We start from the raw sequence: 26,957 nt of genomic DNA on the forward strand, positions 1-26,957 counted from the left end.
AATTATTGGTGACCTAATTTGTTAATCTTTTCAATTATTTCGCCTTCAGCATTGTCGTACACTTTCCGAATTAGCGGATCGTTAAAATTCATGGTGCGCTCTTCAAAAGCCATATCGTTAATGCGCCCAAATAGGCGTTCTTTTGCCGTGCGAATATCTTTTCCGTAAATATGGTACGAATCGGCCTGCCAGTTCATACGCCCCAGTTTTACGGCTTTACCGGTTTTTTCGGCAATTCCGGCTGCAATAACATCTTTACTGAATTGAATAAATCCGAACATATTCAAAAATCCGGCATTCCAGGCATCGTTGCTTCGGTAGCGGATGTTGCTGTTCAGCCACCAGGTACCGTCTTCGTCTTCCAGGATACGGTACCACAACGATTGTAAACTTGGCGGATCGTCGCAGGCAAAATCAACATTGGGCATCCAGGTAATCATTTGTGCCTGCCGCGTAAAAGGCTGTTCGGCCAGTTTATTAATCACATTTTTTATCTGGTCAACCTTAAAATCACCAACTTCTTTTGATTCTCCGTCCACCAGTTCTTTCCAAACACCATAGTTTTGTAAACGCCCGTGATAGGTATATTCCGGACGTTTATCTTCCGGATCATTCATGTTTTTAACCAGGTGGTCTTTCAATCCTTCCAGTTCCAACACGTATTCGCGCAAATCTTCAACACCACCCGGAAAGGCCATGTGTATCATCGGATCGGTCTCTGGCTCCAGAATCGTTAAATTCATCGTACAATCAATACTCAACGGATCTCCCGGCCGGTCGTACTGTGTTTTAAAACGGGTTCCTTTTCCATACAAGTAAATAAGTGCAGTTTCGTAAGCTTCGGCCAACGATTTTCCTGTTATCGAAATCACCGGAATGTTTTTCATTTTAATAGTTTTAGCGATTCTACTAATCGAAAGGATTTAAAGATAGAAAAAAGGCAGGCGAATGAAACTTTGGCGTGTGGAAAAAATGAATTGAAGCCATAATCAATCAGCTTGGTTTTGCATTTTTTTAATAAGTCTTTAATTTCTTAGGAATTTATTTTCATTACTTTTATATTTTTATCCATTCAAACTGATTTTAAATTTTAATCTATAACCAATTAACAATGAGTACGAAATCGACTTCGAGAAGAAGTTTCATAAAAGGTGCGCTGGCTGCAGGAGCCGGCCTGGTTATCGTTCCGCGCCACGTGTTGGGCGGCAACGGATATCTTGCACCATCCGACCAATTAACAAAAGCTATTATCGGTGTTGGCTCAATGGGCCGCGGTCATATTCCTTACGAGGGCACGCGTGTAGTTGCCATTTGCGATGTGGACACCGAACACCTGAAACTGGCCAAAAACCTGATTGATTACGATGTGAAACAATTCACTGATTTCCGGGAAGTATGCCAACTCCCCGAAGTTGACATTGTGCATATTGCTACGCCACCTCACTGGCACGGCATTATGGCTGTTGAAGCCGCCAAAGCCGGAAAAGACATTTGGTGCGAAAAACCAATGACCCGTACCATTGGCGAAGGAAAGAAAGTAATGGAAGCCGTAAATGCCCACGGACGTATGTTCCGTCTGAACACCTGGTTCCGTTTTAAAGACCAGTTTTACGGACTGGGAACCGATGTTAAGCCACTAAAAAAAGTAATCGATAGCGGGATTCTGGGCTGGCCGCTAAAAGTTACCGTAAGCGGAATTACCGGCTACAACTGGAAATTTTACTGGCAAGGCAAACACAACCTTGCTCCGCAACCGGTACCGAAAAACCTTAACTACGATATGTGGTTGGGGCCTGCGCCGTACAAACCTTACAATGCCGAGCGTGTTCATGCCAACTTCCGGGGCTACTGGGATTACGATGGCGGCGGATTGGGCGATATGGGGCAACACTACCTCGACCCTGTTCAATACATGCTGGGCAAAGACGATACCAGCCCGGTAAAAATTGAGGTTGACGCACCACAACAACATTACGATGCCGTGGGTACCTGGCGACGTGTGACTTATACTTATGCCGATGGTTGCCAAATCATTCTTGATGGCGAAAACCGCGACAAAGATGCAGCCTACATTGAAGGACCACACGGAAAAATCTACCAGGGCTTCAAATCAGACATTCCTAACCTGCAAAGCTTTATTAAAACCTTACCTGATCCTGAACCGCAGATCGGCATTTTCTCTGAATCGGTAAAAACCCGCAAGAAGTTTGCACTGAACGAGACCAACGGATTCCGGTCGGCAACACTTGTGAACCTTGGTATTACTGCAGTTCGATTGGGACGCACATTGCATTTCGATCCTGAAAAACTGGAGTTTATTGATGATGAAGGGGCAAACCGTCTGATCAATCAACCAATGCGCGCACCGTGGACGATTTAAAGGATGAAGGATGAATTAGTAAGGATTAATAAAAAGGATTAATGACAATGAAAAAATACATAGTACAAATTACTACGATTCTGTTGCTGGCCTGCCTGAGTATGGCCGGAATGGCGCAGGACAAGCGAACACTCGACACCAAAGTTGCCGATGTTCTGGCACAAATGCCAACGAAAAACCTCACGCACCGCGACAAAGCGATGAACGAAATCTTTTTGATGGGCAACGAAGGCTATCAGAAACTGGCAGCACAACTTGTTCCGCTGGGTACCGGCGACGATACTGCAGTGCGTTTTGCGCTGAATAGTTTTTCGCGTTATGCCAGCCAGTTTGGCAAAACTGATGAACGTGCTTTTGCCGAAGAGAACCTTTTAAAAGCGCTCAGTAAGGAGAACGACGTGGAGGTAAAAACGTATTTGCTTAACCAACTGAACCTGGTTGCAGGCGAGAAAACGGTTGAGCAGGTAAAAAACTACTTAACCGATGAGCACCTGGCAGAACCGGCAGCACAAACCATCCTCTCTACTAAAGATCCGAAAACAGCAGAGGTGTTTCTTGCGGCATTTCCAAAAACTGAAGGAAATACACAAATGACCATCGTTCGAGCTTTAGGCGAATTAAAATGTAAACGCGCCGTACCACTGATCACTCCTTTGGTTGAGGCCGAAAACGAGCCAATGCAAAAAACAGCACTGGCAGCGCTGGCAAATATCGGATCTCCTGATTCATACAAAACATTATTAAAAGCCGCCGGCGACTTTAATTACGAAGCCACCAACGCTGCCGAAGCATTTATTGCTTACACCAACCAACTGGGGGCAAACGGAGAACTGGTACTGATGGAGAAAGCCTGCAAAGCCATTTTTAAAGCCAACACAGCTACCGATAAATTACACAACTACTCGGCAGCCCTGGCCATTTCTGCCAAATATTTGGGTTACGAAGCCACTCCGCTTTTGCTCGATGCTGTCGATAATGCCGACAAAGCTTTCCGCTATTCAGCTTTACATATTGCTGAAAAAACCGGCGGAGTTGCCGACACACGAAATTGGATTGCCAAAGCAGAAACTGCCAACGCAGAAGTTAAGGCAGAGATTATAGACATGCTGGGAAGACGGGGTTGCAAGCAGGCGAACGATTTTGTTTTGGCCAGCCTTAATTCGGATGCTGAAGTTGTTCGTACAGAAGCAATAACCGCTTTGGCAAAACTACAGGGAAGTGAAGCCATTCCAACATTAACAGCACATTTGGCAGAGGGAAAAGACATTGAAGCAATAACAAAGGTGTTGAACACCCTGCTTGACAAAGAACATTTATTCCTGATCGCCGCGAACCTCGACCAATCAACCGGGAAAACCAAAGCCGCTTTCATCGATCTTATCGGTGCCAAAGCCGGATCGCAATCTTTCGATGCAATTTTGGCTGCAACCGCCTCAGCCAATGCTGCTGAAAAAGCTGCAGCTTTCGATGCTTTAAAACACGTTTCAACCTACGAGAATACCGATGCCTTGCTAAAATTGTTACTTTCGGTTTCGAACGAAAGCGAAATTACAGCCGTACAAATGGCATTGGTTGCAGCAACTAAAGGCCAAAACGCAGAACAACAAGCCAATGGAAAGGTACTTTCGGCACTTGCCGCTACCAGCAAAAAAGCCAGGATTTTCCCTGTACTACCCGAAATTGGCGGCGACGCTGCCCTTAAAACTGTAAGTAACTATTTCAACACCTCTTCGGGCGAACAAAAACAAGCAGCCTTTTTAGCTTTAATCAACTGGAAAGATTATTCCGCCGCGAAATCGTTATACGAAATTTGCCAAAACAGCACCGGCGACTACCAGGCAAAAGCGGCCATCAACTTTGCCCGCATGGTAAATTCGGCTCAACTGCCCGACGACCAGAAGTTACTGCAATTCCGTAAGATTATGGAATATGCCGGTTCGGATGCTGATAAAAACTACATGGTAAAATCGATTGGCAACCTGCGCACCTTCCTGGCGCTGGTGTACCTCGAAAGTTTCCTCGACAACAAGGCCTTAAAACAAAGTGCGGCTCTTGGAATTAAAGACATTGCATTACAAGGTAAATTTTATGGCAACATTGTTCGTGGTGCCCTTGAAAAAGCAGCTTCGGTTATGGAAGGCGGCGACAGCCAGTACTACAAAATCGACATTGAAAACTACCTGAACAACATGCCGAAAGGCGATGGTTTTGTATCGATGTTCAATGGCAAAAACCTTGATGGCTGGCAGGGAATGATTGCCGGTGGCAACCCAATTGCCATTGCCAAAATGAGCGAAAAAGAACGTGCCAAAGCGCAGCAGGAAGCCAACAAAGCGATGCTGGAAAACTGGAGCGTAAAAGATGGATGCATTGTTTTCAATGGTCATGGCGGCAACCTGGTATCGACAAAAAATTACCGCGATTTTGATATGATTGTTGACTGGCGCATCAGCAAAGAAGGCGACAGCGGCATTTACCTGCGCGGAACACCTCAGGTGCAAATCTGGGATACCTCGCGCGTTGAAGTAGGTGCCCAGGTTGGCTCGGGTGGTTTGTATAACAACAATGCCGACAATGTGCGCGATCCATTGCTGGTTGCCGATAACCCGATTGACGAGTGGAACACTTTCCGCATTACCATGATTGGCGAAAATGTAACGGTTTACCTGAATGGTGAACTGGTGGTTGACAACGTAAAAATGGACAACTACTGGGACCGCAGCATTCCGATTTTCAGCGAAGGAACAATCGAACTGCAGGCGCACGGCAACGAGCTGGCTTTCCGCGATGTGTATGTTCGTGAGATCAACACCAAAGAAATTGGATTAACGCAGGAAGAGATCGACGAAGGATTTGTGTCACTTTTCAACGGTAAAAACCTCGACGGCTGGCAAGGTAACAAGACCGATTATTATGCCGAAAACGGCGAGTTGGTAGTAAACCCTCAAATGGGCGGCCACGGCAACCTTTTCACCGAAAAAGAATACAGCGACTTTGTTTTCCGTTTTGAGTTTAAACTCACTCCGGGCGCCAATAACGGTCTGGGAATTCGTGCCCCACTTGAAGGCGATGCCGCTTATGTGGGTATGGAATTACAAATTCTGGATAATACCGCGCCAATTTATGCCAACCTGCACGAGTACCAGTACCACGGTTCGGTTTACGGAACCATCGCTGCAAAACGCGGCTTCCAGAAACCGGTTGGCGAATGGAACGTGCAAGAAGTAATCGTTAAAGGAACTAAGATTAAAATTACCTTAAACGGCGAAGTGATACTGGATGGCGATATTGCTGATGCTCGCGAGCACGGTACCAAGGACGGTAAAAACCACCCGGGATTACAAAACGATAAAGGTTTTATCGGATTCCTGGGGCACGGCTCAGAATTGTGGTTCAAGAACATCAGAATTAAAGATTTGAGCGAATAATGGTAAAAGAGTGATAGCCTCACTCGGAGTGAGACCATCACCTGTCTCTAAAACAAAGATGCCATCTTTTTTTACGTTATGTAGAAAGATGGCATCTTTTCTTATTCCGAATAAATTCTTCCTAAATAGCGATAGCTTCACTCCGGGTGACGCTATCGCTATTTTTTCGCAGAATCCTGTAATCACCTCACAAACAGGCCTCCTGCAGCCGTGTAATACCCCAGAAAACTTTTTTGCACCCTTGCCGCAGCACTGCAACAAGCAAAAAAATATTATGGATTGCTTCCCGCAACTGTGTAACACCCCGGAAACTTTTGTGGAAGGCTTCCTGCAGCTGTGTAACAGGCTGAAATTTTTGTGGCGAGCCTCCCGCAGCTCTGCAACATAGGTCTAAACTTCGTTAGACCCCTCTCGCAACATTGCAACACGGGTCTAAACTTTATGGTTTGCCTGATGCAACCCTGCGGCAAAGAAAAAATAATTGTGTAACGATATCGCCAGCCGTGCAATAATTGAAAAGTTTTTATGGCTAACAGACTACCGTTTTGCAAGAAGTTATTAAAACAAAAATGCTATAAAAAAAGTGATAGTCTCACTCAAAGTGAGGCTATCACTCTCCTAAAACAAAGATGCCATCTTTCTACCTAAAGTAAATAAAGATGGCATCTTTTCTTATCAGGAATAAACTCTTCCTAATTCTTCTTCACATACTGTGTAAGAATAACAATCTGCTGACCACTAACTTTTCCTTCAATTTGCTCAGGATTATCGTGTACCAGCGAAATGTTACGAACCGCTGTTCCACGTTTTGCAGTAAATCCACCGCCTTTTACGTTCAGGTCTTTAATCAACACAACGGTATCGCCGGCTTGTAAAACAGCGCCATTGCTGTCGAGGTGTTTTACCACATCGTCCGGATCAATTCCTTCACCGGTTGCTTCGGCCCACTCTTTAGTTTCTTCGTCGAGGTAAAGCATATCAAGCAGGTCTTGTGGCCAGCCTTCAGCTTTCAGTCGGTTTAACATTCTCCAGGCCACTACCTGAACAGCCGGAACGGTGCTCCACATGCTGTCGTTTAAACAACGCCAGTGGTTGGCATCCATTGTCTCCGGATCGTTAATCTGGCCCGAGCAGGTTGCACAAATATAAATGCTGTCTTTTTCGCTTTCCTGTGTTGCCGGCGGCACGGTGTAAACCCCCAGGTTATCTTCCGATCCGCATAATTCACAAACCGAAGTGTGTTTTTGCAATTCTCTTTCTATACTCATTTTGATTGTTCCTGTCATTTCGAAGGAAGCATGACTGAGAAATCTTTCGCTTCAATGAACAGATTTCTCCTCCTTCGTCGTCGAAATGACAATTTATTTTATGTTCTTCCTAAAACAGTTTCTTAAAACCGATTACATCTTTCACCTCCTGCAATGTTTTTGCGGCTGATTCGCGGGCCTTATCCGCACCCATCTTAGCCACTTTTGCCAGGTAAGCATCGTCTTGCAGAATCTCGATAATCCGCTCGCGAATTGGCGATGTGTAAGCGATAATATCTTCTGCCAGTTGTTTTTTCAGATCGCCATAACGGATTTCGCACTTGTTGTACAATTCATCGAAATGCGCCACTGTATCGGGTGTAGAAACAATATCCAGCAGTGTAAACAGGTTCTGAATAGCTTCCGGTTTTTCCTGGTTCATTTCTGTTGGACCTGAATCGGTAACCGCACGCATCACCTTCTTGCGAATCGATTTTGGATCTTCGTAAAGGTTGATGGCGTTGCCTTCCGATTTTCCCATTTTTCCGCTGCCGTCCAATCCCGGAACTTTAATCATATCGCCGCCACCAAAAGTATACGGACGTGGAATCGGGAATACATCGGCTTTGTACATGCGGTTAAAACGTTTGGCAAATTTACGCGCCATTTCCAGGTTTTGCTCCTGGTCTTTTCCCACCGGTACAAAATGTGCTTTATGAATAATAATATCCGAAGCCATTAAAACGGGGTAAGTCAACAATCCGGCATTTACGTTATCCGGGTTCTGACGAGCTTTATCTTTAAACGATGTTGTACGTTCCAGTTCGCCCAAGTAGGCATTCATGTTTAATAGAGCGTACAATTCCGAAACTTCAGGAACATCGCTCTGAATGAAAATCGTTGATTTTTCAGGATCGATGCCGCAAGCCAGATACTCGGCCAGCACCTGGCGCACTCCCGATTGTAAATTCTCAGGCGTTGGGTGCGTAGTCAGCGAGTGAATGTCAGCAATAAAAAAGTAGCAGTTAAAATCGTCCTGCATTTTTAAGAAATTCTGCACGGCTCCAAAGTAGTTTCCAAGGTGCAAATATCCAGTCGGTCGTATACCGCTTACAACTGTCGGTTTATTCATTATTTGTTTTTTATATGGTGTTGTGCGCAATGCGCAAAGCCATCTGATTTTTAAGTGAGTGCAAAAATAGAGATTCGTGGGGAAAGTAAAAAAATAAAATTCCTTATGATCTAAAAATTAATACAGAAGAAGCCGTATTGATGAAAAACGGGAGGAAATCACGAATCAATCAGGTCGGCAACCTGGGCTCCGGTGCAGACAACCATATCTTTGGGATTGATTTTTATCTGCATACCGCGTTTCCCGGCACTCACAAAAATGGTTTCGAAATTCATGCAGGTTTCGTGAATAAAGATCGGGTACGGTTTTTTCATGCCCATTGGCGAACACGCGCCACGAATGTAACCGGTGAGCCCCAACAATTCTTTCATCAGCACCATTTCTGCACTTTTATTCTCCGATATTTTTGCGGCCTTTTTCAAATTAAGTTCGGCGGCTCCGGGAATTACAGCTACAAAAACGCCTGTTTTATTGCCTCGCAGAACCAGGGTTTTAAAAACCTGCTCCACATTCTGTCCCAACGATTCGGCAACATGTGTGGCACTTAAATCCACCTCATCAACATGGTATTCAACCAGCTCGTACGCTATCTTTTTGCTGTCGAGTAAACGGGCAGCATTTGTTTTCTTCATTTCGAAATAATTTACCTGCAAAAATGGGATTAATACCAAAATGACCACAAAATGCCGCATATAAATTTGTTATTTTCCGTTTCTACTGCGTTGAAAAATTATAACGTAGCTCGGCTATGCTAAAATTTTTCGCCTTGTACAAACGGAAAATAACCGGCATATCCAATACGGCATTTTATAATCAAATTGGTATAAAATAAAAACATTCGGTCGTACAGCACAAGCCTTCTTTGCATCGGCTGCCTTTTTTATTGTTTAGAAGAAAGCGTAAATCAACTCTTCGTTATCCGTTTTTAGAACATCGCGAATAGTTTCGTAAAAGTGCTGCTTCCCTACCAGTGCTGCTGTTAATTCGGCCAGGTACGCGGCGTCAAAATAGTTGCCTTGCAAATTGGCACTTTCGATATGCCCCTTTTTTACTTCCAGATGAATTTCGAGTGTTCGTCCATCGATTTCCACTTTATTCGTAAAAGTGTATTTTGGCGAGTAGCCCCAGCGCCATTCCCAGGTAGTAAATTTGTCGTCAACCAACTTGTTTATTGCTTCGTTATCGGCCGCTGAAATCGTATAACTTTCAGCGCCATCTTTTTTCAATTGTACGCCAATCAGGAAATCGATAAATGCCTCAATATCCATTTCGTTTTTCAGGAACGGAGAAATATTAGCCACTTTACTTCGGTTCGACTGTACGGCTTTGCTCGTGTATTTCCCGGGAATAACTTTTATGCTATTTCCCAGATTTTCCAGATCGGAGTTAAACAACAAAGTACCATGGTGCAACACGCGGTTTTTAAAAACATGCTCGGCATTTCCCGATATCTTTAACCCTTTAATCAGCAAATCGTTTCTGCCCGATGTTGTAGCTTCAATATCTAACTGGGCCAATGCTTCCACCACCGGTTCGGTAAACTGTTTAAACGAAATTTCTGCCGGACTTTTTACGTTTTTGATAAAGGCAAAATTTACATTTCCGGCGTCGTGATAAACGGTTCCGCCACCCGAAATACGACGTGTAACAGTAATCGCATTCTCGCGCACGTAGCGGTAATTCACCTCGCCCAGTGCGTTTTGGTGTTTGCCCACCACCACGGTTTTATCGCTTTGCCAAAGCATAAAAATATCGTCGTCGAAATTTTTTAGCAGATACTCTTCGCTAGCCAGGCAGTAAAAAGGGTTATTGTTTTTTAGTACAATACAAATCATAATTACAAATTTTGAATCCAACGCTGAAAAAGAACATCGTAAACGCTGTAGAATTGTTTTCCATCAATGCCTCGTTCCTGAAAAATCAACTCTTTTTTTAATAGCGAATTCACAGAACGGTTAACCGTTGACGGACTTCCCAGTTTATGATCTTGCATAAAATCTTTCGATGTTATGTTGTAAACCTTTCCGTCGGAAGCTACTGCTTTTAATAAATTCCATTGCTGTTTGGTGAGCATATCGCGATAGCCAAAAAACACATACTCCTGCTCTTTCAAAATCTTCAATGCCTCTTCATTCCAGGTTTTAGTACTTATATTTTTCCCCGCATGAATATAAACCCGATTACAAAGCAATTGCACAAAATAGGTATGCCTATTTGTCCATCGCAGTATTTCGGCAGCAGTTTCAGAAGAAATGTTTTTTTTATGCTCCGCAAATTTCGTTACAATAAACGACTGGTACTTTTCAAAGCTAATTTTATCCAATTTTAGAAACTGAGTGCTTCGAAAAAATGGCCGGGCAGGATTTGAAAACATATCGCTCATTAAATGTTGCTGACTACCTGAAAATATAAAAACCACGTTTTTTAACTGTTGAATAATGGTACGCAACCACGCCTCTGTATTTTTTTCAGGATAATTAAGAATTTGCTGAAACTCGTCGATTGCAAACAAAACCCGCTTATCCTGCTGCTCAAGAAAGGCAAAAAGCGATGCTATGTGATGTTCACTTTCTTTTTCCTGAACTGTGAATGTAACATTTGGTTCGCCTGATAATGAATCGAAAGAAATTACCGGACGCAAAGATTTTATGAAATTCCAGATTCTTTTACCAACTCCGGTTTTCTCCGGCACCGAATTCAGAATGGCTGTTGCCAGGCTATTTAAGAAATCATTCGTATTCTCTGTTGCCAGAATATCGGCATAAATACAAATCAAATTAGCTGACAATTTTTGTTCCAGATGCTGTATTAGTCCAGTTTTTCCAATTCTTCTGATGGCAACTAAAGTAGTAGACAGGCCTCCGTTAATATTCGAAATCAGTGTTTCCGTTTCCTTTTCTCTGTCGCAAAAATATTGCGGACCGAAATAACCTGTTGTAACAAAAGGTGTTGTTGGCTGCAACGTTTTCATATTGTTTTATTTTTTCGCATTTTGCAATATACAAAATGCGAATTACAAAATGTAACATTTGAGCCACAAAAAAACCATGCGTCAGCTGACGCATGGTTTTCATTTGATATATAGCATATTGCTAATTCCAGGGTTTTCACTTAACACTCTATTTCCCCAAAAAATAAAAACGACAAAAACCGCCTCTGCTCTCAGAGGCGGATTCAATCTTAAGTTACTACAACCTCTTATTTAGAAGATTGCAGCTTTATTTTAATATTGTCGTTGTTAGCTTCAACATTTACAACTTCCGATTTTTTCTCGTAAGAAATGTAGGTTGTAACAATCTTATATTCTCCCGGCTTAACACCTGTAAACGTAAAGTTTCCATCAAAATCGGTGTAAGCTTTCCTATCGGTTCCTTCCAACTTTACTTCAACACCTACAAGCGACTCCCCTGATAATTCGTCGGCGATAGAACCTGAAACTACCATTGTTGCCTGGCTTTCGGCATCAGTACTTTTCGATTTGTTATCGTATTCTTTTGCATTTACCGCTAAAACTGAAATAACAAGTAACGCTGCAATTAGTAACTTCTTCATACTATTCATTTTTTGTTTTGTCGATCTTGTACTACAAAAATACAGGATGACAATTACGGCGAGGTTACACTACGATTACAGTTTAATTAAATCCGTTTTAAATTGTGCTGGAAAACAATTAATATTTTCGTTCGCTTATCAGGTTTCCCTGCTCGTCGTATTTCTTCCAGACTCCGTTTTTTTCTCCATTATCATATTCCAGTTCATACAATAAATTTCCGTAGTCGTTCCAAATAATCCATTTACCATGTTTTTTGCCGTTTTTGTACCGTGCAACCGACACCTTAATTCCGTGCTCGTTATACATCACCCACTTGCCGTGCATCTGGTTGTGTTTGTACGAACGTATTTCGTTAACATGCCCGTTTTTAAAATAAATGGTTGCTTTTCCGTGTTTTTCGCCATTCTTTATTTTCACCTCGCTTTGCAACGTATTATCGTCGTAATACCCCTGGTAAGTTCCGGTGTACTTTTTGGAATTCTTGTAATAAATTCCATCAATTTCTTCAATTTTTTGTGCTTTCGATGCAGTGGTTATCAAAGCCAAAAATCCAACTAAAACCAATAATTTCTTCATTCTTATACGTGTGAACTCAATAAGAGGAAAGCCCCGGAAGAACCGGAGCTTTTAAAATCGGTTTTTAGGCCGACTTTAATAAACACTGCATTATCAATGCTTTATAACCTCTTTTTGATTGTCGTTTAAATTCATTATTAGATCCTATAACTCAGCGTTAATCCATGTCCAGCCTGAAATGTCGATGGCATCAGCATCTTTACCTGAATTCAGGGTGTATTTGCTGGTTTCGCCATCCATTAAGGTAACGTCTGGATTGGCGCCATCAATTTGTACGTTCGATAAAGCACCTCCGTCTTTCATATCCAGGTCGATTGCATAACCTTCCATATGCAAGTTGGTAATTGTAGCTCCCGATTCTTTTTTGAACTGCAACCCTGTTCCGTCAACAGTTGAAATAGCCGTTACATTGGTAAATACGGGATTATTGTTGTCTTTATCGCCTTCGAAAACCGTTGAGAAACCAGCGATAGTATGCGATACATAAGTATTGGTAATTCCTCCGCTCCAACCTTCAGTCCAGTCGATCGCATCGTCTTCGCAGTTTTCAACATAAATATTTGTAACTGATGCAGTGCCTCCAAAGAATTCGATGCCATCATCAGATCCGTCGAAAATTGCAAGGTTTTCCAAAGTAGTAACTGATCCAACAGAATACAATGATACACCGTTATACTGTGATTCTTCGTTGATTTGTGCACCTGTTCCGCGAATTACAAGGTTAGTAACTGATCCCGAATTGTCCGAATCATCAGTACCACCGTAAATAAATCCACCAACTTCAGCTTCTGCATTTTCGCCGGCAGTAGTTGTTGCTTTACCACAAATTGTTAAACCTCCCCAGTCGCCCGGCTGGCTTAAGTCTGATGCAATTACAACAGGATTATCATTTTCTCCGTTAATAAAGATCTGACCACCCATCAATACTGCGATGTAAACATCAGTACCACCGTTATCAGCGTGAATTTTTGTTCCCGCAGGAATAGTCAGGGAAGCACCATCCTGAACAATGTACGAACCGGTTAAACGGTAAGTTTTACTGGCATCAAGTGTAACATCCGAGTCAACATTTCCACTCAATTCTACCACCTCTGCCAGTTCTGCGTCAATCCATGTCCACTCACTTGGATCAACCGTTGCAGGAGCATTGTAACTTTTTGTAGGGTCTGCCTCTTCGCCATCGATAATTACGTTAGCCAAGGGGCCATCGTCTTTCATATCGATAGATACTGAATAACCGCTCAACGACAAGCCGGTGATAGTCATTCCTGATTCTTTTTTGAACTGCAATGCAGTACCACCGGTTGTAGAAACCGCTGTCAGGTTGTTAATTTTAGGATTGTTATTGTCTTTATCGCCTTCAATTACAGTTGAAAAACCTTCGATAGTATGCTCAACATAGGCGTTGTTAACTGTTCCGCTCCAACCTTCAGTCCAGTCGATAGCATCGTCTTCGTTATTCTGCAAAAAGATGTTAGTAACCGAAACTGTTCCGCCAAAAAACTCGATACCATCATCCGATCCGTTGATTACCGCGATGTTACTCAGCGTTGTTCCCGAACCCAATGCATAACAAGAAACACCGTTGTATTGCGATTCTTCGTTGATTTGTGCACCTGTTCCTTTAATAACCAGGTACGTAACCGATCCTGAATTATCGGTATCATCATCGCCACCATAGATAAAACCACCCACTTCAGCTTCTGAATTCGCTCCGGCAGTAGTAGTAGCTTTACCACAGATGGTTAAACCACCCCAATCGCCGGGATTGGCATTGGGCGAAGACATTACAACAGGGCTGCTTGCAGTACCGTTGATTTCAATTTTACCACCCATTAATACCGCAAGGTAAACATCGGTACCACCTGCTTCGGCAATAATGTTTGTTCCGGCAGGAATAGTAAGTGTTGCACCATCGGCTACAATAAAAGAACTACTCAGGTTGTACGACATTCCTGCGCTAAGCGTGTAATTCTCTTCAAGGGTTCCTTCCATAATACCATTGTCGAGTTTTTCAACAACAGTAAGCGTTGGTGTAATAGGATCATCGTCATCGCAGCTTATAAAAACTGCTGTTGCTAATAAAGCAAGACTTAAAAATTTGATTGTTAATTTTTTCATTTTAAAATCGTTTAAATTATACGTTCCACTAATTTTTTAATTCAGACTTATCTTAAGAGTTAAACTTAGGTTGATACCTTTTTTGTAGGAGTTGACCACATCGGTGAAGGCCTCATCCGATAAAGGTTTTATTTCCTGTGTTTGCTCGATTTCAGGATTTAACAGGTTTTTCGCAGAAAATTTCACCGCGAATGTTTTGTTTATCACTTTGCTCGCTACAAAATCTACCGTAGTAAATCCTTTCTCTATAATTTCGTTATTGAATAAAGTTGCACTGTTTACATAGTCTTCAGGTGCACCCAATGCCAGAATTTTATCCGATGAATAGTTACCGGTTAACGTTGCCTGAAACTCATTATCGGTATTGGTTGAATAACTTAAAGCACCGTTAAAAATAAATCCGGCAGCTCCCTGTAATTCAGTTTCGGTTTTACTGTTGTATTGGAAAATATCGTACAGATCCTGATTGTGCCACATTTTGGTAGCGTTCAGTGTCATATTCAAATCCGGTGTTCCGGTAGTTTCTGCTTTAATGATACCAAAGCGGGCTTCAGCTTCCACTCCGTAAACGTCGGCACGTTCGCCGGTATTCGCAAAATAAAAGTTACCTGATGAACCTCGTGTTTGTGCCCTATTTATCGGATCATTAATCATTTTATAGAACCCCGTTACCGAAAACAACTCTCCGCGAGCAGGGAAGAATTCCCATTTCAGGTCGAAGTTATAGTTATCGGATTTTATCAGGTCAGGGTTACCTTTTGTTACACGGCCGGTTGGGGAAACATATTCAAAGGGCGCTAATTCCTTAAACTCAGGAAGTGTAATTGTTTTACTGGCTACAAAACGTAACGATTGTTTTTCGGTAGCCTGGTATTTTAACATTAAGGCCGGCAAAATATTATCGTACGATTCATTAAGGCTGCCAACTCGTCCTACATAGTTGGTTACGTTCCAATTCACCTCCAAATCATCGCGTTCGTAACGTACTCCAACGTTACCGCTGAATTTATTTTTTCCGAAATCAACGTTCAGAAATCCGGCATAAACATTCAATGTAGCATTGTAAAAATCAGGATCTACTTCGCGAATTCGTAAGTCTCCGCTTTCGTACAGACCAAGATTAAGGAATGCTTCATCCATATTGTCGATTGAGTGTACGGTTACATTTTTTGCCCGAACTCCATACGGAAGCGAATAGAAATCACGCCCTTTCATCCGGAAATTACCACCGAAATTCAGTTTCAGTGTTTTGTCATCTTCATCAATAAAAGTGATGTTGTCTTTCAGGTAACCATTCAGTTCGTTGTCGCTAATGGTTTGCATCGACTTCTTTTGCTGAAAGTCGCCAACATAAGCAAACCCAACTGTATTTTCATCCAGCATATTTGCTTCGTTATGAATACGGTTTGGCTCGTCGGCATTAACAATGTTATACCCTATAGCCCAGTCCAGGCGGTTGTTTTCCGTAATATCGTGTGTTCCGAGTAACTGGTTAATTATTAACTGCGTTTCTTTCAGGTTCTGGTCGCGTGTAAATGCAGCTTCCTGCTGCGGCAACTGGTCGTAGGCGTATCCTTCGCCGTTTCTACCTTGTTCGTACAACTCATCAACCGTTTTGAAAATCACCATACTGTTGAAATTCAACGAATGCTTTGTATCAATATCGTAAGCCAGGTTGAGCAAACCGGTGGTGTTGAATTCGGTTTGAAATGTTTCGGCATCGGTAAACGAATTGTCCAATACATTCGAGCGGTATTTACGATAGGTACCGGTGCGGTATTCAAAATCGTTTGAGTGCGAAAGTGATGCAAATAACGAGAAATCGTTGTCAAACAATTCAAACTTTTTACCTCCCATTAACGATAAACCACGGTTCAGAGGAAATTTCTGATCCTCAGTGTTCCAGCTTTGGTATTTTAAAGCATCGCCGGTGGCGTAAGTGCGGCTGTAACCACCAAATAAGTTTACATCATTAATGTTTTGAGTGGCTTTAAAATCACCAAAAGTTCCATCTTTTACAATATTGGTTGAGGTTCCGGTCGAAACTTCCAGTTCCAAATCTTCAGAATAGGTTTTCGACCCGATATTTACCGCTCCCGACGACTGGTCGCCATAGGTGTCAACTGAAAAGGTTTTGTTGATTCCAACATTACCGATAATGTCTGTTGAAAACAGGTTCAGATTGATGTTTTTCTTCTCCACATCATCCGACGGAATTGGCAATCCGTTCATGGTTGTAGTTAAATACCGGTCGCCCAAACCACGAATGTAAATATCGCCGCTACCTTCGTTTTTGGTAACGCCCGTAATTTTTGATGTAGCCGTAGCCGCATCAGAAACGCCGAGGCTCGACATTCGCTTCGATCCGATACTCTCTTTAATTCCCGAAGCATTTTTCTGATCGACAAGCAACATAGCCTCCGATTCGCGCCTGGCTTTTGCTACCACCTGAACTCCTTCTATTTCGAGTGTTGCCGGTAATAACGCTACATTTAATTCTACGTTATTGTCGGGTTTTACTTCAACCTGAAATTCCTGTGAATCGTACGAAATAAAAGAAACAGCGATGGTATGGCTACCAACTGCTACATTAGGTATTACGTAATTTCCATCGAAATCGGTAATTGTTCCTTGTGTTGTTCCTTTGATTAATACGGTGGTCCCGATCAGAGCCTCTTTTGTTTTGGCGTCGGTTACAGTTCCTTTGATAGTCCCGGTTTGAGCTGTAACTACTATTACCTGAATTAGCAATAGAATGCTAATGAAAAAACGTTTCATATATTTTAAAAGTTGCAGTGTTTATTTATAAACTCATAGAATTTACACAGGCAAAGCAACCCGATATATGTTACAGGCAAATTAAAGACTATTTAAACTTGTATTACATTGTTTTAATGGTTTTGTAATTATCTGGGGAATGGTGAAATGTTATTGCAATAAGTGATTTCGAATCTTAATCCTTGTACTGATTTACCCTCTCTACACAAGCTCTATTTCATTTTCGTCCGGGGGTACGAACGATCTCTATCCAACTTTCTTCGCCGGACGAGATCTTTATCATTCTTCTTCCCGGCGCTTCCTGACTGCCGTCAGTCGCACCGGGTTATTGCTTCTCGCCCCCTTGGGGCTTCACTATGTAAAGCGCTGAAAGTGCGTGATATTTTAGCCCGGGGCAGAGTAATTCTTTGAATTGCGTCGCCCCGGGTAGAAGGTTGTTATGTACATCGTCCGGCGACGAAAGCTGTTCAACGCTGATGGCATTTCCGGACGAAAATTAAAACTGCCCCATTAAAAAGCGGCACAAAAAGAAACAATTGCTTTCATTCAAAATTGTCTTCCACAAAAAAAGGCCTCCGGAACTACCGGAAGCCTTTTGTTTATCAATTTTGGCGTTGAACTATTCGCTCGGAATTTACTGTTTTGCCAGCGAGAACAGGAACTCGACACCTCCATCAGGTTTATTGCGGGCCGAGATATTTCCTTTATGCAACTGGATGGCGTTTCTAACAATCGACAGTCCCAGGCCTGTTCCGCCTAGTTCGCGGGTACGTCCTGAATCAATGCGGTAGAAACGTTCAAAAATACGGTTAAGGTGTTCTTCAGGAATTCCCCTGCCGTTATCAGAATAACTGAAATAATGGAATTTGGTATCCTCCAGGTAATTCCGAATCTCTATTTTTATATCCTCTCCGGCATAATTTATCGAGTTCTCCAACAAGTTTTGGAATACGGACGAAAGCAGCGAGTCGTTTCCGTTTACAACCACATCTTTATCAATATCCAGTTTACACTTTATGTTTTTGGCAGCCATTCTGCTTTCCAGGTTCTCAACCACGTCAGACACAATATTTTTGATGTGCACCGGCTTAATCTCGAACAATTCCCCTGCATCCTCGATGTTATTCAGCAACGAAATGTCGTTTAAAAGCAGATTTAAGCGTTCGGCTTGTTTACTTGCTCTTTCGATAAAGTACTGCTGTTTCTCCTTGTCGATATTCGGATTCGACATCAATGTTTCGATGTATCCTTTTATTGAAGCCAGCGGTGTTTTTAACTCGTGTGCAATATTTGATGTCAACTGCTGTTTTAGCAGGCGTCGTTTTTCCGGTTTGGTAACATCGGTAATCAGAATCTCAAAACTCTTATCGGCAAACACAATGCACATCAGCTTGAAATAACTGTCGTCTTTTTGTATAGTAAACTCAATTTGCGGCAGTTCGTTACTCTGGAACTCTGTGTCTTTGTGTAAGTATTTTTCCAGGAATTTGTTGATTTTTTCAAATTCCGGAATAGTAAAGAAGTTTTCTGCAGAGATAGTCATAGTATCAGAAATGATACTCACAAACTGTATGAAGTTACTGTTCACCAGCATCTTCTCCTTTTGTGGCGTAAAAAATCCTATCCCTTCATTCAGAATATTCATGTGATTAGCCAGGCGGTCTTTTTCCAACGCAATTGAGTTATTTGCATCGTGCAAATTATTGTAGATTTTTACTATTTGCGAACCAATTTCACCCAGTTCATTGTCGGGGAATTTACCCTCTTCTTCGTTTATGGATTCATTCTTTCCGGCTTTTATAGCAAAGTCTTTCAACTTGGTAATTGATATGGAAAGACGTTTTGTAAGCTCATTAATCACCAGCCAGATTACCAGGAAAATGGCGATAATAAAGAAGATGAACAAACGCTCGGCTTTCAGGAAATTCTCTACGTTAATATCGTAAACCATGGCAGCACGCACAAAATAATCGTCGAAATTTTGGGCATAATAATAGAAGTCGGTACCGGTGGTTTCCGAGTGACGAATATTGGCTCCCTCGCCCCCGAACAATGCTTTTTGCACTTCGGGACGCTCGAAATGGTTTTCCATTTTTTGATATTCGTACACAAAACTGTCGTACAAAACAATTCCCCGCTTGTCGATAATGGTTAAGCGAATATTGGCTTGCGGTATCAAATCTTTTAAAATATCTGCACTGCTAAAGTTTTGCGTTTCCATCAAGTTGTAATGTTCGATGTAGTTGTGGGCAACTTCGGTAACATTACGCAATGTATTTTCGAGCTGCGATGTTTTGTAATTTTTCTCGCGCTGCAACTGAAACAACAATATGGCTACTGTAAACAGTAAAAATACCGCTATAAAGTAGTAAAAGATTTTCCGTCTGAATGTTTGCTGAATCGGCACTTTGTATTGTTTTAATTGTTTATATTTTTCTATTTCTTATAGAGTTTATGGCTGCTTAAAAGCGTAACCATATCCTGATTTTCCTTGAATATATTGACCGTATTTGCCAATCTTTTTTCTGAGTCGTGCAATATTAACATCCACGTTTCGCTCGGTAACAATAACATCGTCGTTCCACACCCTGTCGAGTATTTCGTTTCGGCCAATGTATTGCCCCTGGTGTTTTAGCAAAAGGGTAATAATTTCAAATTCTTTTCGGGTAAGACTAATTGGCTCGTCGTCAATCTGTACCATTTTACTGTTTGCATCCACCTCAAGACCTTCAACTTTGTACACCTTGGTTTGCCTTACGTTTTGTCGGCCACGTTTCAGCACAGCTTTAATACGTGCCACCATTTCTTTAATTGAAAACGGTTTTGAAATATAGTCGTCTCCACCAACATTAAATCCTGTAAGGATATCGTTTTCTGCGGTTTTGGCAGTCATAAAAATAATAGGCAGAGTAAGCTGTAATTCCCTCCTTATCTTATCAGCCATTTTGTAACCCGACATTTCGCCCATCATCACATCAAGCAAAATCAGGTCGTATTCTTCCAATGGTAATTTTAGTGCCTGCTCGGCAGAATGTGCCACTGATGTTTCGAAACCTTCGCTTGACAAGTTGAACTCCAAAATTTCACATAAATCTTTTTCGTCGTCAACAATTAATATTTTCGGATTTGATCCCATGATAAATAATTTTCACTCTAACATTCAGGATACTAAAAATACATTATCCTTCATAATAACCTGAGTTTACTTCAAATCTTTATGTCGTATATCCTTACCTTCGATGGAATAAATAGCAGCCTCGGCAATATTTGTGGCCTGATCGGCAATACGTTCGATGGTTGTAACCATACTATTCATATTAATAAAACTTAGCAGAAGTTCTTTATCATCGTTTGAAGATGTGCTTTTTTTGATGGCCTTCTTCAACATCTTTCTGTTGAGCTCATCAACTACTGCATCGTTTTTAATGGTCCAGATTGCATAATCTTTATCGTCGTTGGTAAACGCCAGTAAAGATTTGTTTACCATATTGGCACTTTGAATAAGCATGTTTGAAACCACTTCAGAAAGTTCGGTATACACTTTCGGAGTTTTAATGCTTTCAACAAAACGCAGCACATTAATTACCATATCGCCAACCCGCTCGAGACTGATAATTATACGATAACAGGCCATAATTTTCCTGATATCGGAAGCTACCGGCTGATATAAAGTAATGGTATTAATAATCTTGTCGCTAATTTTAACTTCCAATTTATCCAGCTTATTCTCGTTGTCGTACAACTCCTTACTTTGTTCTTTTGGAAATTGTGTTTCGCCGGTAGAAATGAGCGTCTCCAATAAATCGAGCTGGTGAAGTACGAGGTTAGCGAAGTCTTCAAAATCACTCATTATCGCTTTTATGGCATCATCCTTCTTTAAAGTCATAACTGTAGAATTTTAATGAAGTTAAAAAAATTAACCGAATTTTCCGGTCAGGTATTCCTCTGTACGACGGTCTTTTGGGTTGGTAAACATATCTTTTGTTTTACCGTATTCTACCAATTCGCCAAGGTACATAAACATTGAATAATCAGAGATTCGCGCTGCCTGCGACATGTTATGTGTCACCATCAGTATCGAATAATTCTCTTTCAACTTTACCAGCAGATCTTCAATTTTTGAAGTCGCTACAGGATCGAGTGCCGAGGTTGGTTCATCAAGCAAAATCACTTCCGGATCAAAAGCCAGCGCCCTCGCAATACAAAGTCGTTGTTGCTGACCACCTGAAAGGAATGTTCCTTTTTTATGCAATGTATCTTTAACCTCGTCCCAAAGGGTAACATCGCGCAACGAGCGTTCAACCACATCGTCGCGTTCTTTTTTCTTTAAACGAATGCCGTTCAGTTTATATCCGGCAATTACATTGTCGTAAATGCTCAATGTTGGAAACGGATTCGGACGTTGAAATACCATTCCGGCCATACGACGTAATTGAATGGTTGGCATGTCAGTAATATCCTTTCCGTTTAGTATTAGCGATCCTTTTGTTTCGATGTTTTCGTACAATTCGTGCATGCGGTTAATGGCACGCAACATGGTACTTTTTCCACATCCCGACGGGCCCATAATTGCTGTTACCGCGTTTCGTTTAATATCGGCCGAAACGTCCTTTACAGCATAACTCCCCTTATCGTACGCAACCGATAGATTGCGAATTGAAAGTACAGGATCTTTGATATTTAGATTATCTTCCTTCATTTGTTTTTTACTATTTCGTTCGGGCAGCAATTCGTTTCGATACCAGGTTTAGGGTCAGCACCATTCCCATCAGTAATAACGATGAGCTCCAAATCAGGTCAACCATATTCGGGTCGTTGTAAAACTCCCAGATTAACAACGGGATCGCACTTGTTGGTTTGGTAATGTCTAAATTAATTACCGAGCTGCCCAGTGCTGTTAGCATTAATGGTGCGGTTTCTCCGAGTATACGCGAGATACCGAGCAGAATTCCAGTTAGCAAACCGCTAAATCCGGTGGGGATAAGCACACGCAGAATTACCTTGTAATACGGCACACCCAATGCAACAGCTGCTTCTTTTATCGATTGAGGAATCATTTTCAGCGTTTCCTCCGTTGAGCGCACAATCATTGGCAACATCATAATGGACAAGGACACACTACCTGCCAGTGCCGAAAAGCCGCTGGTTATGGGTTTTACAATCCACATGTAAGCAATAAGCCCGAGTACGATAGAAGGAACACCCTGCAAGATATCCGAAATGTTTCGGGTAAGGTTTGCCAGTGGTTTTCCCGGATTCTCGTACAGGTAAATGCCTGTAATAACACCAACCGGAATGGAAATAACCGACGCCAGAACCACCATTAACAAGGTACCTGTAATACCGTTTGCAATACCTCCGGGAATGAGCTCGCCATTGCTAACAGCTGTCATAGCCTCGAAAGTATTTGGAGGCGTTTTGATGATAAAATTCAAACTGATCTGACGATAACCCTTTTCCACCAATTTGTAAATAATCAGTACAATCGGCGAAATGGTGATAAGCGATAAAAAGAGCACCAGTCCTTTGAAAAGCTTGTCTTTCAAAGTTCTTCGGCTGAGGTTGGCCGCGGTTATTTTTGCTGCAGAATTCATCTTATCCCATTCGTTTTATAATGAACTTACCAATGGCATTTATTATACCTGTTAGCAGAAATAACAACAAACCTATCGCAATCAGCGAGCTGAGTTTCAAGCCATCGGCTTCGCCAAACTGATTGGCAATTACCGAAGCCATTGTATTTCCGGTACCGAAAAATCCATCGGGGACAATATTGGCGTTACCAACGAGCATTGTTACGGCCATGGTTTCGCCCAATGCACGCCCAAACGACAGAATGTAACCGGCGATAATTCCCGATCGTGCTGATGGTACCACCACATTAAAGATCACTTCCGAACGGGTAGCTCCAAGCGAGTAAGCTGCTTCTTTCAGCTCGTTCGGCACCATGGTAATAATCTCGTTACTTAGCGAAGTGGCGTAAGGAATAATCATAATCGCCAGAATTATGCTGGCAGTGAAAATTCCAAATCCCTGGTTGGGTAATCCCAAATCGATAAGCAGCGGGCGAAGCACATAAAAACCCCACAAACCGTAAACAATTGAAGGAATTCCGGCCAACAAATCAACCATAGTACCCAGTATTTTTGCCATTCGGGTTCCGCGGTAATATTCGCCCAGAAACAATGAAACCGAAAATGATAAAGGCAAACTGATAAGCAGCGCCGCTACCGATGTAATGATTGTTCCGGCAATAAACGGAAGCGCTCCGTAGTTCTCTTTCCCTTCGGTTGGGTTCCAGTTGTTCGACCAAATAAATCGCAGCCCAAAACTTTTCAGTGCCGGAATGGCACCTTCAACCAACGAAAAGATCATTCCTCCGGCTACAAAAAGTATTACGAACGAAGAAAGCAGGAGAACGCCTTTTGTTATTTTATCGCTGTTAAAAAGCCCCCTAAATCCCCCAATGGGGGACTTATTAAAACTTTTTACCGTGGAATTATTCATTTCGTTTTTTCAATTCTTAAAATTCTAAATATCCAATTTTGAATAATCAATATCCAAATCAACTTCAAATTGATCCGTTTTAAGTTGTTTTACATTGGATATTCGTTATTGAATATTTTCTACTCCCTTTTAGGAAGCCTGGAAGCGCTATAATTATTTCAACAAGGGTTGCCCACCGAAGGTAACCGAACGTAAAATTGCTTTGGCTTTTTCGGCAGCTGCATCCGGCAGCGGTGCGTAGTGTACCTTTTCGGCATCACCTTGTGCATCGGCACTTACCAGCCAATCAAGGAAAGTAACTGTTGCCAGCGCCTGATCTTTGGAGCGACCATCGTAGTTTTGCTCTTTGTAAAGAATGATCCAGGTAAATCCGCTGATCGGGTATGATTCAGGATCGGCAGAATTTGTAAGCATGATGCGGGTATCAGCAGGAATCTCACCTTTTGCAGCAGCACTAACCGATGCAATTGAAGGCTCGATGTAATTGCCTGCGCTGTTTTGTACCAATGCAGTTTGGATTTTCTGCGCAAAAGCATATTCCGATCCAATGTAACCAATAGCTCCTTCGGTTTGGCTAATGGTACCGGCAACGCCTGGATTTCCTTTAGCGCCCATACCAACCGGCCATTGCAACGATTTTCCTGTTCCTATTGCATCAGCCCATTTCGGGCTAATTTTAGTCATGTAGTCGCTGAAGATGTAAGTTGTACCACTACCATCCGAACGATGTACGAAAGTGATTTCCATATCAGGAAGTGCCAAACCTTCGTTGTTGGCTTTAATTGCCGGATCGTTCCAGTTGGTAATTTCACCCATGAAAATTTTCTCCAGCAATTCGTTCGATAGTTTGAGGTCATCAACACCAGGAAGGTTATAAGCAATAACAACAGCACCCAATACCGTCGGAATATGAACTACTTCAGCAGGCATTTCTGCCAGTTTATCGTCGCTCAAATAAGCGTCGGTTGCACCAAAGTCAACCACCTTATCGGTTAAACTGCGGATACCACCGCCTGAACCGATTCCGCCATAAGTAAGCAGTGTACCAAACTCAGATGTATAGTTCTTAAAAACCATATTGTAATAGGGCATCGGGAAAGTAGCTCCCGCAGCTGTTAAAGTCACTTTCGAGGTTCCGGCTTTTTCTCCGCCTTGTTTGTTTGACGAATTAGAGCAAGCTCCCAGAATAAATACGGTTAAAATCAGTAAGGCTAAATTTTTCATTTTTAATTATTTAAATTTCTAGTTTTCTGTTTTCTGTGGCTGATTAAAATTTAAACTCAGCACTTAAATACAGGTAGGTTATATTCTCTGCATCTACCTTGTCAGGATTAAAGAAGCGAACGTTTGGCGTAAATTTCACCCCTTTTACAGGAGCATATTCAACACCGGCAATCATTAATTGACCATCTTTACTACTATTCCATGCTTCTGTTTCGCCTTCCAGTTTATCCGAGTTCAGATCATCGTAACGGGCAAACAATTTCCAGTTGCTGTTTGGTTTGTACCAGCTGTAGAACGATGTTCCATAATGATTCTGACCGTCAACCATTTTGTAGTTCGACTGGTAGTTATATTCTCCGGCCAATGTGAATTTTCCGTTGGTGTAAGCCAACAAAGTAGCCAGCGACTTTTGTTTTACCTCGTCGCCGGTTTGATCCACAAACACACGAGCCAATACATTTTTTACCGGTTTAATGGTAGTACCCAGTCCGTAGCGCAATAAATCGTCGCTCTGAACTTTTTTATAACCTTCGCCGTTGATCACCGAAAAATCGGCACTAATAAAATCGGCAAATTGGTAATCGATGTTAAAACCAAGGTCGGCACTTGAGTTGAACTTGTACTCATCCTGAAACGATTTCATCATGTAACGGTTTCCCCACAATTTTTCGGCAACTTTGAATTGGGTGGTTGAAATCATTCCGAAGGATGCTTTCAGATTATCTTTCGAATACTGCACGTAAGCATTTTTCAGAAATGCCGATAATTGATGATCTCCACCATCCTTCGGATCGCCCACATCGAAAACAACTTTGGCATAAAAATCCTCGCTAAAATTGTACTCGTAACCTAAATAAGCACGGGTATTTTCAAACTCCGAGGCAGATTCGCCATCAGAAAATGCAGTATGAAAGTTGGTAAAAATCAACGCCAGTGGTTTTCCATTTGGTTTAAAAGCTTCGTCTTTTTCCTGACTAAATCCTGTTATTACGATTCCTGGAATCATTAACAAGAGCAAAAACATTTTTTTCATTTATAACTTAAGATTGAATTTTGTCTGTTTTTTTACACGGGCAAAAGTGACGCAACACGATTACACCGGAATTACAATAATATTACAATTCGATTAATTTATTTGTTGCAACACACCGTAAACAACTGTTTCCCAAAGCCACGTTTAATGCAATTTAAAATTACAAAAATGTAACACGCCTTTTACTTTGGAAACCAGAGAATGTTGTTGGGCTATTTTGTTTTGCGGCCAACGAATGCGATTAGCTCCTGTAAAGAAAAGTCCGGGGCTACAAAAACGGAACGCGATACAAGCTCGCACCAGCGGGCCATTAATATAAAAATGCTGTTGCAACTTTTTCAGCCTTGCTGGCAGAGGCACGATTTACAAAATCGTACCAGCGGCGGCCACCCTGCCGGAACGCGATTCAAGCTCGCACCAGCGGGATGATACTTTGTAATGCAGCACCGTTCGAAAACTGGCTCCCCTCCTGAGGGGAGCTCCCTACAGGGAGAGGGGTAAAGAACCCTTAAATTTCAAATATCACTAACCCTACCCTTTTGTCCCCGACGTAAAGTACGGGATTTGGCAAGCTCAACTGTCGACATTTTCCCTCAAAAAGGGAAAACAGCTTTTATGAAGAGCTAAATTGGCCAGGGCCATTAATATAAAAATGCTGTTGCAACTTTTTCAGCCTTGCTGGCAGAGGCATGATTTACAAAATCGTACCAGCGGCGGCCAATTCAGGGATATAATCTTTTCAAAAAGATGACATCCCTTACTGAGGGAACGCGATACAATCGCGCACCGCGGGGCATCACTTTACTCTCGCATTTGAAAAAGCCTACGCGCTAAGCGGTTCCGAACCGCTAAGCGCATTATAGAGTCCGAGGGCTGCAAAAACGGAACGCGATACAATCGCGCACCAGCGGGGACTTGTTCGACTTTTGTTTTTCGGCTCTTTTGGGAGTACTCCCAAAGCCTCACCAACACAGGGTT

The 26,957-nt window shown here is 42.1% G+C and carries 20 protein-coding genes; 2 read left to right on the forward strand and 18 right to left on the reverse strand.

Going from position 1 to position 26,957, the window contains the following annotated elements; translation table 11 throughout:
* Positions 1 to 2: 2 nt before the first annotated feature.
* Complete coding sequence (locus BMW53_RS12820) at positions 3 to 887, reverse strand: thymidylate synthase (RefSeq protein ID WP_038558028.1); 885 nt, start codon at positions 885 to 887, stop codon at positions 3 to 5.
* A 224-nt stretch (positions 888 to 1,111) separates the two neighbouring features.
* Between BMW53_RS12820 and BMW53_RS12825 the strand changes: the two genes are divergently transcribed.
* On the forward strand, positions 1,112 to 2,380 hold the full coding sequence (locus tag BMW53_RS12825; protein ID WP_038558026.1) for a Gfo/Idh/MocA family oxidoreductase: 1,269 nt from the start codon (positions 1,112 to 1,114) through the stop codon (positions 2,378 to 2,380).
* 47 nt (positions 2,381 to 2,427) lie between these two features.
* Complete coding sequence (locus BMW53_RS12830) at positions 2,428 to 5,808, forward strand: DUF1080 domain-containing protein (protein ID WP_038564519.1); 3,381 nt, start codon at positions 2,428 to 2,430, stop codon at positions 5,806 to 5,808.
* A 692-nt stretch (positions 5,809 to 6,500) separates the two neighbouring features.
* On the opposite strand, the gene BMW53_RS12840 is transcribed toward BMW53_RS12830, so the two are convergent.
* From BMW53_RS12840 to BMW53_RS12920, 17 genes are all read right to left on the reverse strand, one after another.
* Entirely contained in the window at positions 6,501 to 7,076 is a 576-nt protein-coding gene (locus BMW53_RS12840; protein WP_038564516.1) for a PhnA domain-containing protein, read from the reverse strand.
* Between the two features lie 109 nt (positions 7,077 to 7,185).
* Positions 7,186 to 8,187 (reverse strand): tryptophan--tRNA ligase, encoded by a 1,002-nt coding sequence (gene trpS / locus BMW53_RS12845; RefSeq protein WP_038558023.1) that lies wholly within the window; start codon positions 8,185 to 8,187, stop codon positions 7,186 to 7,188.
* 158 nt (positions 8,188 to 8,345) lie between these two features.
* The gene (gene ybaK / locus BMW53_RS12850; protein ID WP_038564514.1) at positions 8,346 to 8,819 is read right to left on the reverse strand and encodes a Cys-tRNA(Pro) deacylase; all 474 of its coding nucleotides are present in this window, start codon (positions 8,817 to 8,819) and stop codon (positions 8,346 to 8,348) included.
* A gap of 255 nt (positions 8,820 to 9,074) precedes the next feature.
* A complete protein-coding gene (gene lplA / locus BMW53_RS12855; protein WP_038564511.1) occupies positions 9,075 to 10,022 on the reverse strand; it encodes a lipoate--protein ligase in 948 nt (315 codons plus the stop codon).
* Positions 10,023 to 10,024: 2 nt separating this feature from the next.
* Positions 10,025 to 11,158: an AAA family ATPase gene (locus BMW53_RS12860; protein WP_074780738.1), complete on the reverse strand. Its 1,134-nt coding sequence runs from the start codon at positions 11,156 to 11,158 to the stop codon at positions 10,025 to 10,027.
* A 227-nt stretch (positions 11,159 to 11,385) separates the two neighbouring features.
* The gene (locus BMW53_RS12865) at positions 11,386 to 11,739 is read right to left on the reverse strand and encodes a carboxypeptidase-like regulatory domain-containing protein (protein WP_038558021.1); all 354 of its coding nucleotides are present in this window, start codon (positions 11,737 to 11,739) and stop codon (positions 11,386 to 11,388) included.
* A 118-nt stretch (positions 11,740 to 11,857) separates the two neighbouring features.
* On the reverse strand, positions 11,858 to 12,316 hold the full coding sequence (locus BMW53_RS12870; protein ID WP_038558019.1) for a toxin-antitoxin system YwqK family antitoxin: 459 nt from the start codon (positions 12,314 to 12,316) through the stop codon (positions 11,858 to 11,860).
* Positions 12,317 to 12,460: 144 nt separating this feature from the next.
* The gene (locus BMW53_RS12875; protein ID WP_038558017.1) at positions 12,461 to 14,437 is read right to left on the reverse strand and encodes a beta-helix domain-containing protein; all 1,977 of its coding nucleotides are present in this window, start codon (positions 14,435 to 14,437) and stop codon (positions 12,461 to 12,463) included.
* Positions 14,438 to 14,473: 36 nt separating this feature from the next.
* Positions 14,474 to 17,215 carry a TonB-dependent receptor gene (locus BMW53_RS12880; protein WP_038558015.1) on the reverse strand — a complete coding sequence of 914 codons (2,742 nt, stop codon included), beginning with the start codon at positions 17,213 to 17,215 and terminating at the stop codon, positions 14,474 to 14,476.
* A 634-nt stretch (positions 17,216 to 17,849) separates the two neighbouring features.
* Positions 17,850 to 19,622 (reverse strand): sensor histidine kinase, encoded by a 1,773-nt coding sequence (gene phoR, locus BMW53_RS12885; RefSeq protein WP_038558012.1) that lies wholly within the window; start codon positions 19,620 to 19,622, stop codon positions 17,850 to 17,852.
* Positions 19,623 to 19,667: 45 nt separating this feature from the next.
* On the reverse strand, positions 19,668 to 20,351 hold the full coding sequence (gene phoB / locus BMW53_RS12890; protein WP_038558011.1) for a two-component system response regulator PhoB: 684 nt from the start codon (positions 20,349 to 20,351) through the stop codon (positions 19,668 to 19,670).
* A gap of 66 nt (positions 20,352 to 20,417) precedes the next feature.
* A complete protein-coding gene (locus BMW53_RS12895; RefSeq protein WP_038558009.1) occupies positions 20,418 to 21,101 on the reverse strand; it encodes a phosphate signaling complex PhoU family protein in 684 nt (227 codons plus the stop codon).
* Positions 21,102 to 21,131: 30 nt separating this feature from the next.
* Positions 21,132 to 21,914, reverse strand: a complete 783-nt coding sequence (gene pstB / locus BMW53_RS12900; RefSeq protein WP_038558007.1) for a phosphate ABC transporter ATP-binding protein PstB — start codon at positions 21,912 to 21,914, stop codon at positions 21,132 to 21,134.
* A 10-nt stretch (positions 21,915 to 21,924) separates the two neighbouring features.
* Positions 21,925 to 22,809, reverse strand: coding sequence for a phosphate ABC transporter permease PstA (gene pstA / locus BMW53_RS12905; protein ID WP_038558005.1), 885 nt, complete (start codon positions 22,807 to 22,809; stop codon positions 21,925 to 21,927).
* 1 nt (position 22,810) lies between these two features.
* Complete coding sequence (pstC, locus tag BMW53_RS12910; RefSeq protein ID WP_081804814.1) at positions 22,811 to 23,722, reverse strand: phosphate ABC transporter permease subunit PstC; 912 nt, start codon at positions 23,720 to 23,722, stop codon at positions 22,811 to 22,813.
* 153 nt (positions 23,723 to 23,875) lie between these two features.
* A complete protein-coding gene (gene pstS, locus BMW53_RS12915) occupies positions 23,876 to 24,946 on the reverse strand; it encodes a phosphate ABC transporter substrate-binding protein PstS (protein ID WP_038558003.1) in 1,071 nt (356 codons plus the stop codon).
* A gap of 43 nt (positions 24,947 to 24,989) precedes the next feature.
* A complete protein-coding gene (locus BMW53_RS12920) occupies positions 24,990 to 25,979 on the reverse strand; it encodes a hypothetical protein (RefSeq protein WP_139178148.1) in 990 nt (329 codons plus the stop codon).
* Positions 25,980 to 26,957: the final 978 nt, after the last annotated feature.

The organism is Draconibacterium orientale, from assembly GCF_900111425.1.
GTDB lineage: Bacteria > Bacteroidota > Bacteroidia > Bacteroidales > Prolixibacteraceae > Draconibacterium > Draconibacterium orientale.

What these genes read in the sequence shown, in the direction of transcription:
- BMW53_RS12820 (WP_038558028.1), bottom strand. Translation starts at nt 887, where the DNA reads ATGAAAAACATTCCGGTGATTTCGATAACAGGAAAATCGTTGGCCGAA.
- BMW53_RS12825 (WP_038558026.1), top strand. Translation starts at nt 1,112, where the DNA reads ATGAGTACGAAATCGACTTCGAGAAGAAGTTTCATAAAAGGTGCGCTG.
- BMW53_RS12830 (WP_038564519.1), top strand. Translation starts at nt 2,428, where the DNA reads ATGAAAAAATACATAGTACAAATTACTACGATTCTGTTGCTGGCCTGC.
- BMW53_RS12840 (WP_038564516.1), bottom strand. Translation starts at nt 7,076, where the DNA reads ATGAGTATAGAAAGAGAATTGCAAAAACACACTTCGGTTTGTGAATTA.
- trpS (WP_038558023.1), bottom strand. Translation starts at nt 8,187, where the DNA reads ATGAATAAACCGACAGTTGTAAGCGGTATACGACCGACTGGATATTTG.
- ybaK (WP_038564514.1), bottom strand. Translation starts at nt 8,819, where the DNA reads ATGAAGAAAACAAATGCTGCCCGTTTACTCGACAGCAAAAAGATAGCG.
- lplA (WP_038564511.1), bottom strand. Translation starts at nt 10,022, where the DNA reads ATGATTTGTATTGTACTAAAAAACAATAACCCTTTTTACTGCCTGGCT.
- BMW53_RS12860 (WP_074780738.1), bottom strand. Translation starts at nt 11,158, where the DNA reads ATGAAAACGTTGCAGCCAACAACACCTTTTGTTACAACAGGTTATTTC.
- BMW53_RS12865 (WP_038558021.1), bottom strand. Translation starts at nt 11,739, where the DNA reads ATGAAGAAGTTACTAATTGCAGCGTTACTTGTTATTTCAGTTTTAGCG.
- BMW53_RS12870 (WP_038558019.1), bottom strand. Translation starts at nt 12,316, where the DNA reads ATGAAGAAATTATTGGTTTTAGTTGGATTTTTGGCTTTGATAACCACT.
- BMW53_RS12875 (WP_038558017.1), bottom strand. Translation starts at nt 14,437, where the DNA reads ATGAAAAAATTAACAATCAAATTTTTAAGTCTTGCTTTATTAGCAACA.
- BMW53_RS12880 (WP_038558015.1), bottom strand. Translation starts at nt 17,215, where the DNA reads ATGAAACGTTTTTTCATTAGCATTCTATTGCTAATTCAGGTAATAGTA.
- phoB (WP_038558011.1), bottom strand. Translation starts at nt 20,351, where the DNA reads ATGGGATCAAATCCGAAAATATTAATTGTTGACGACGAAAAAGATTTA.
- BMW53_RS12895 (WP_038558009.1), bottom strand. Translation starts at nt 21,101, where the DNA reads ATGACTTTAAAGAAGGATGATGCCATAAAAGCGATAATGAGTGATTTT.
- pstB (WP_038558007.1), bottom strand. Translation starts at nt 21,914, where the DNA reads ATGAAGGAAGATAATCTAAATATCAAAGATCCTGTACTTTCAATTCGC.
- pstA (WP_038558005.1), bottom strand. Translation starts at nt 22,809, where the DNA reads ATGAATTCTGCAGCAAAAATAACCGCGGCCAACCTCAGCCGAAGAACT.
- pstC (WP_081804814.1), bottom strand. Translation starts at nt 23,722, where the DNA reads ATGAATAATTCCACGGTAAAAAGTTTTAATAAGTCCCCCATTGGGGGA.
- pstS (WP_038558003.1), bottom strand. Translation starts at nt 24,946, where the DNA reads ATGAAAAATTTAGCCTTACTGATTTTAACCGTATTTATTCTGGGAGCT.
- BMW53_RS12920 (WP_139178148.1), bottom strand. Translation starts at nt 25,979, where the DNA reads ATGAAAAAAATGTTTTTGCTCTTGTTAATGATTCCAGGAATCGTAATA.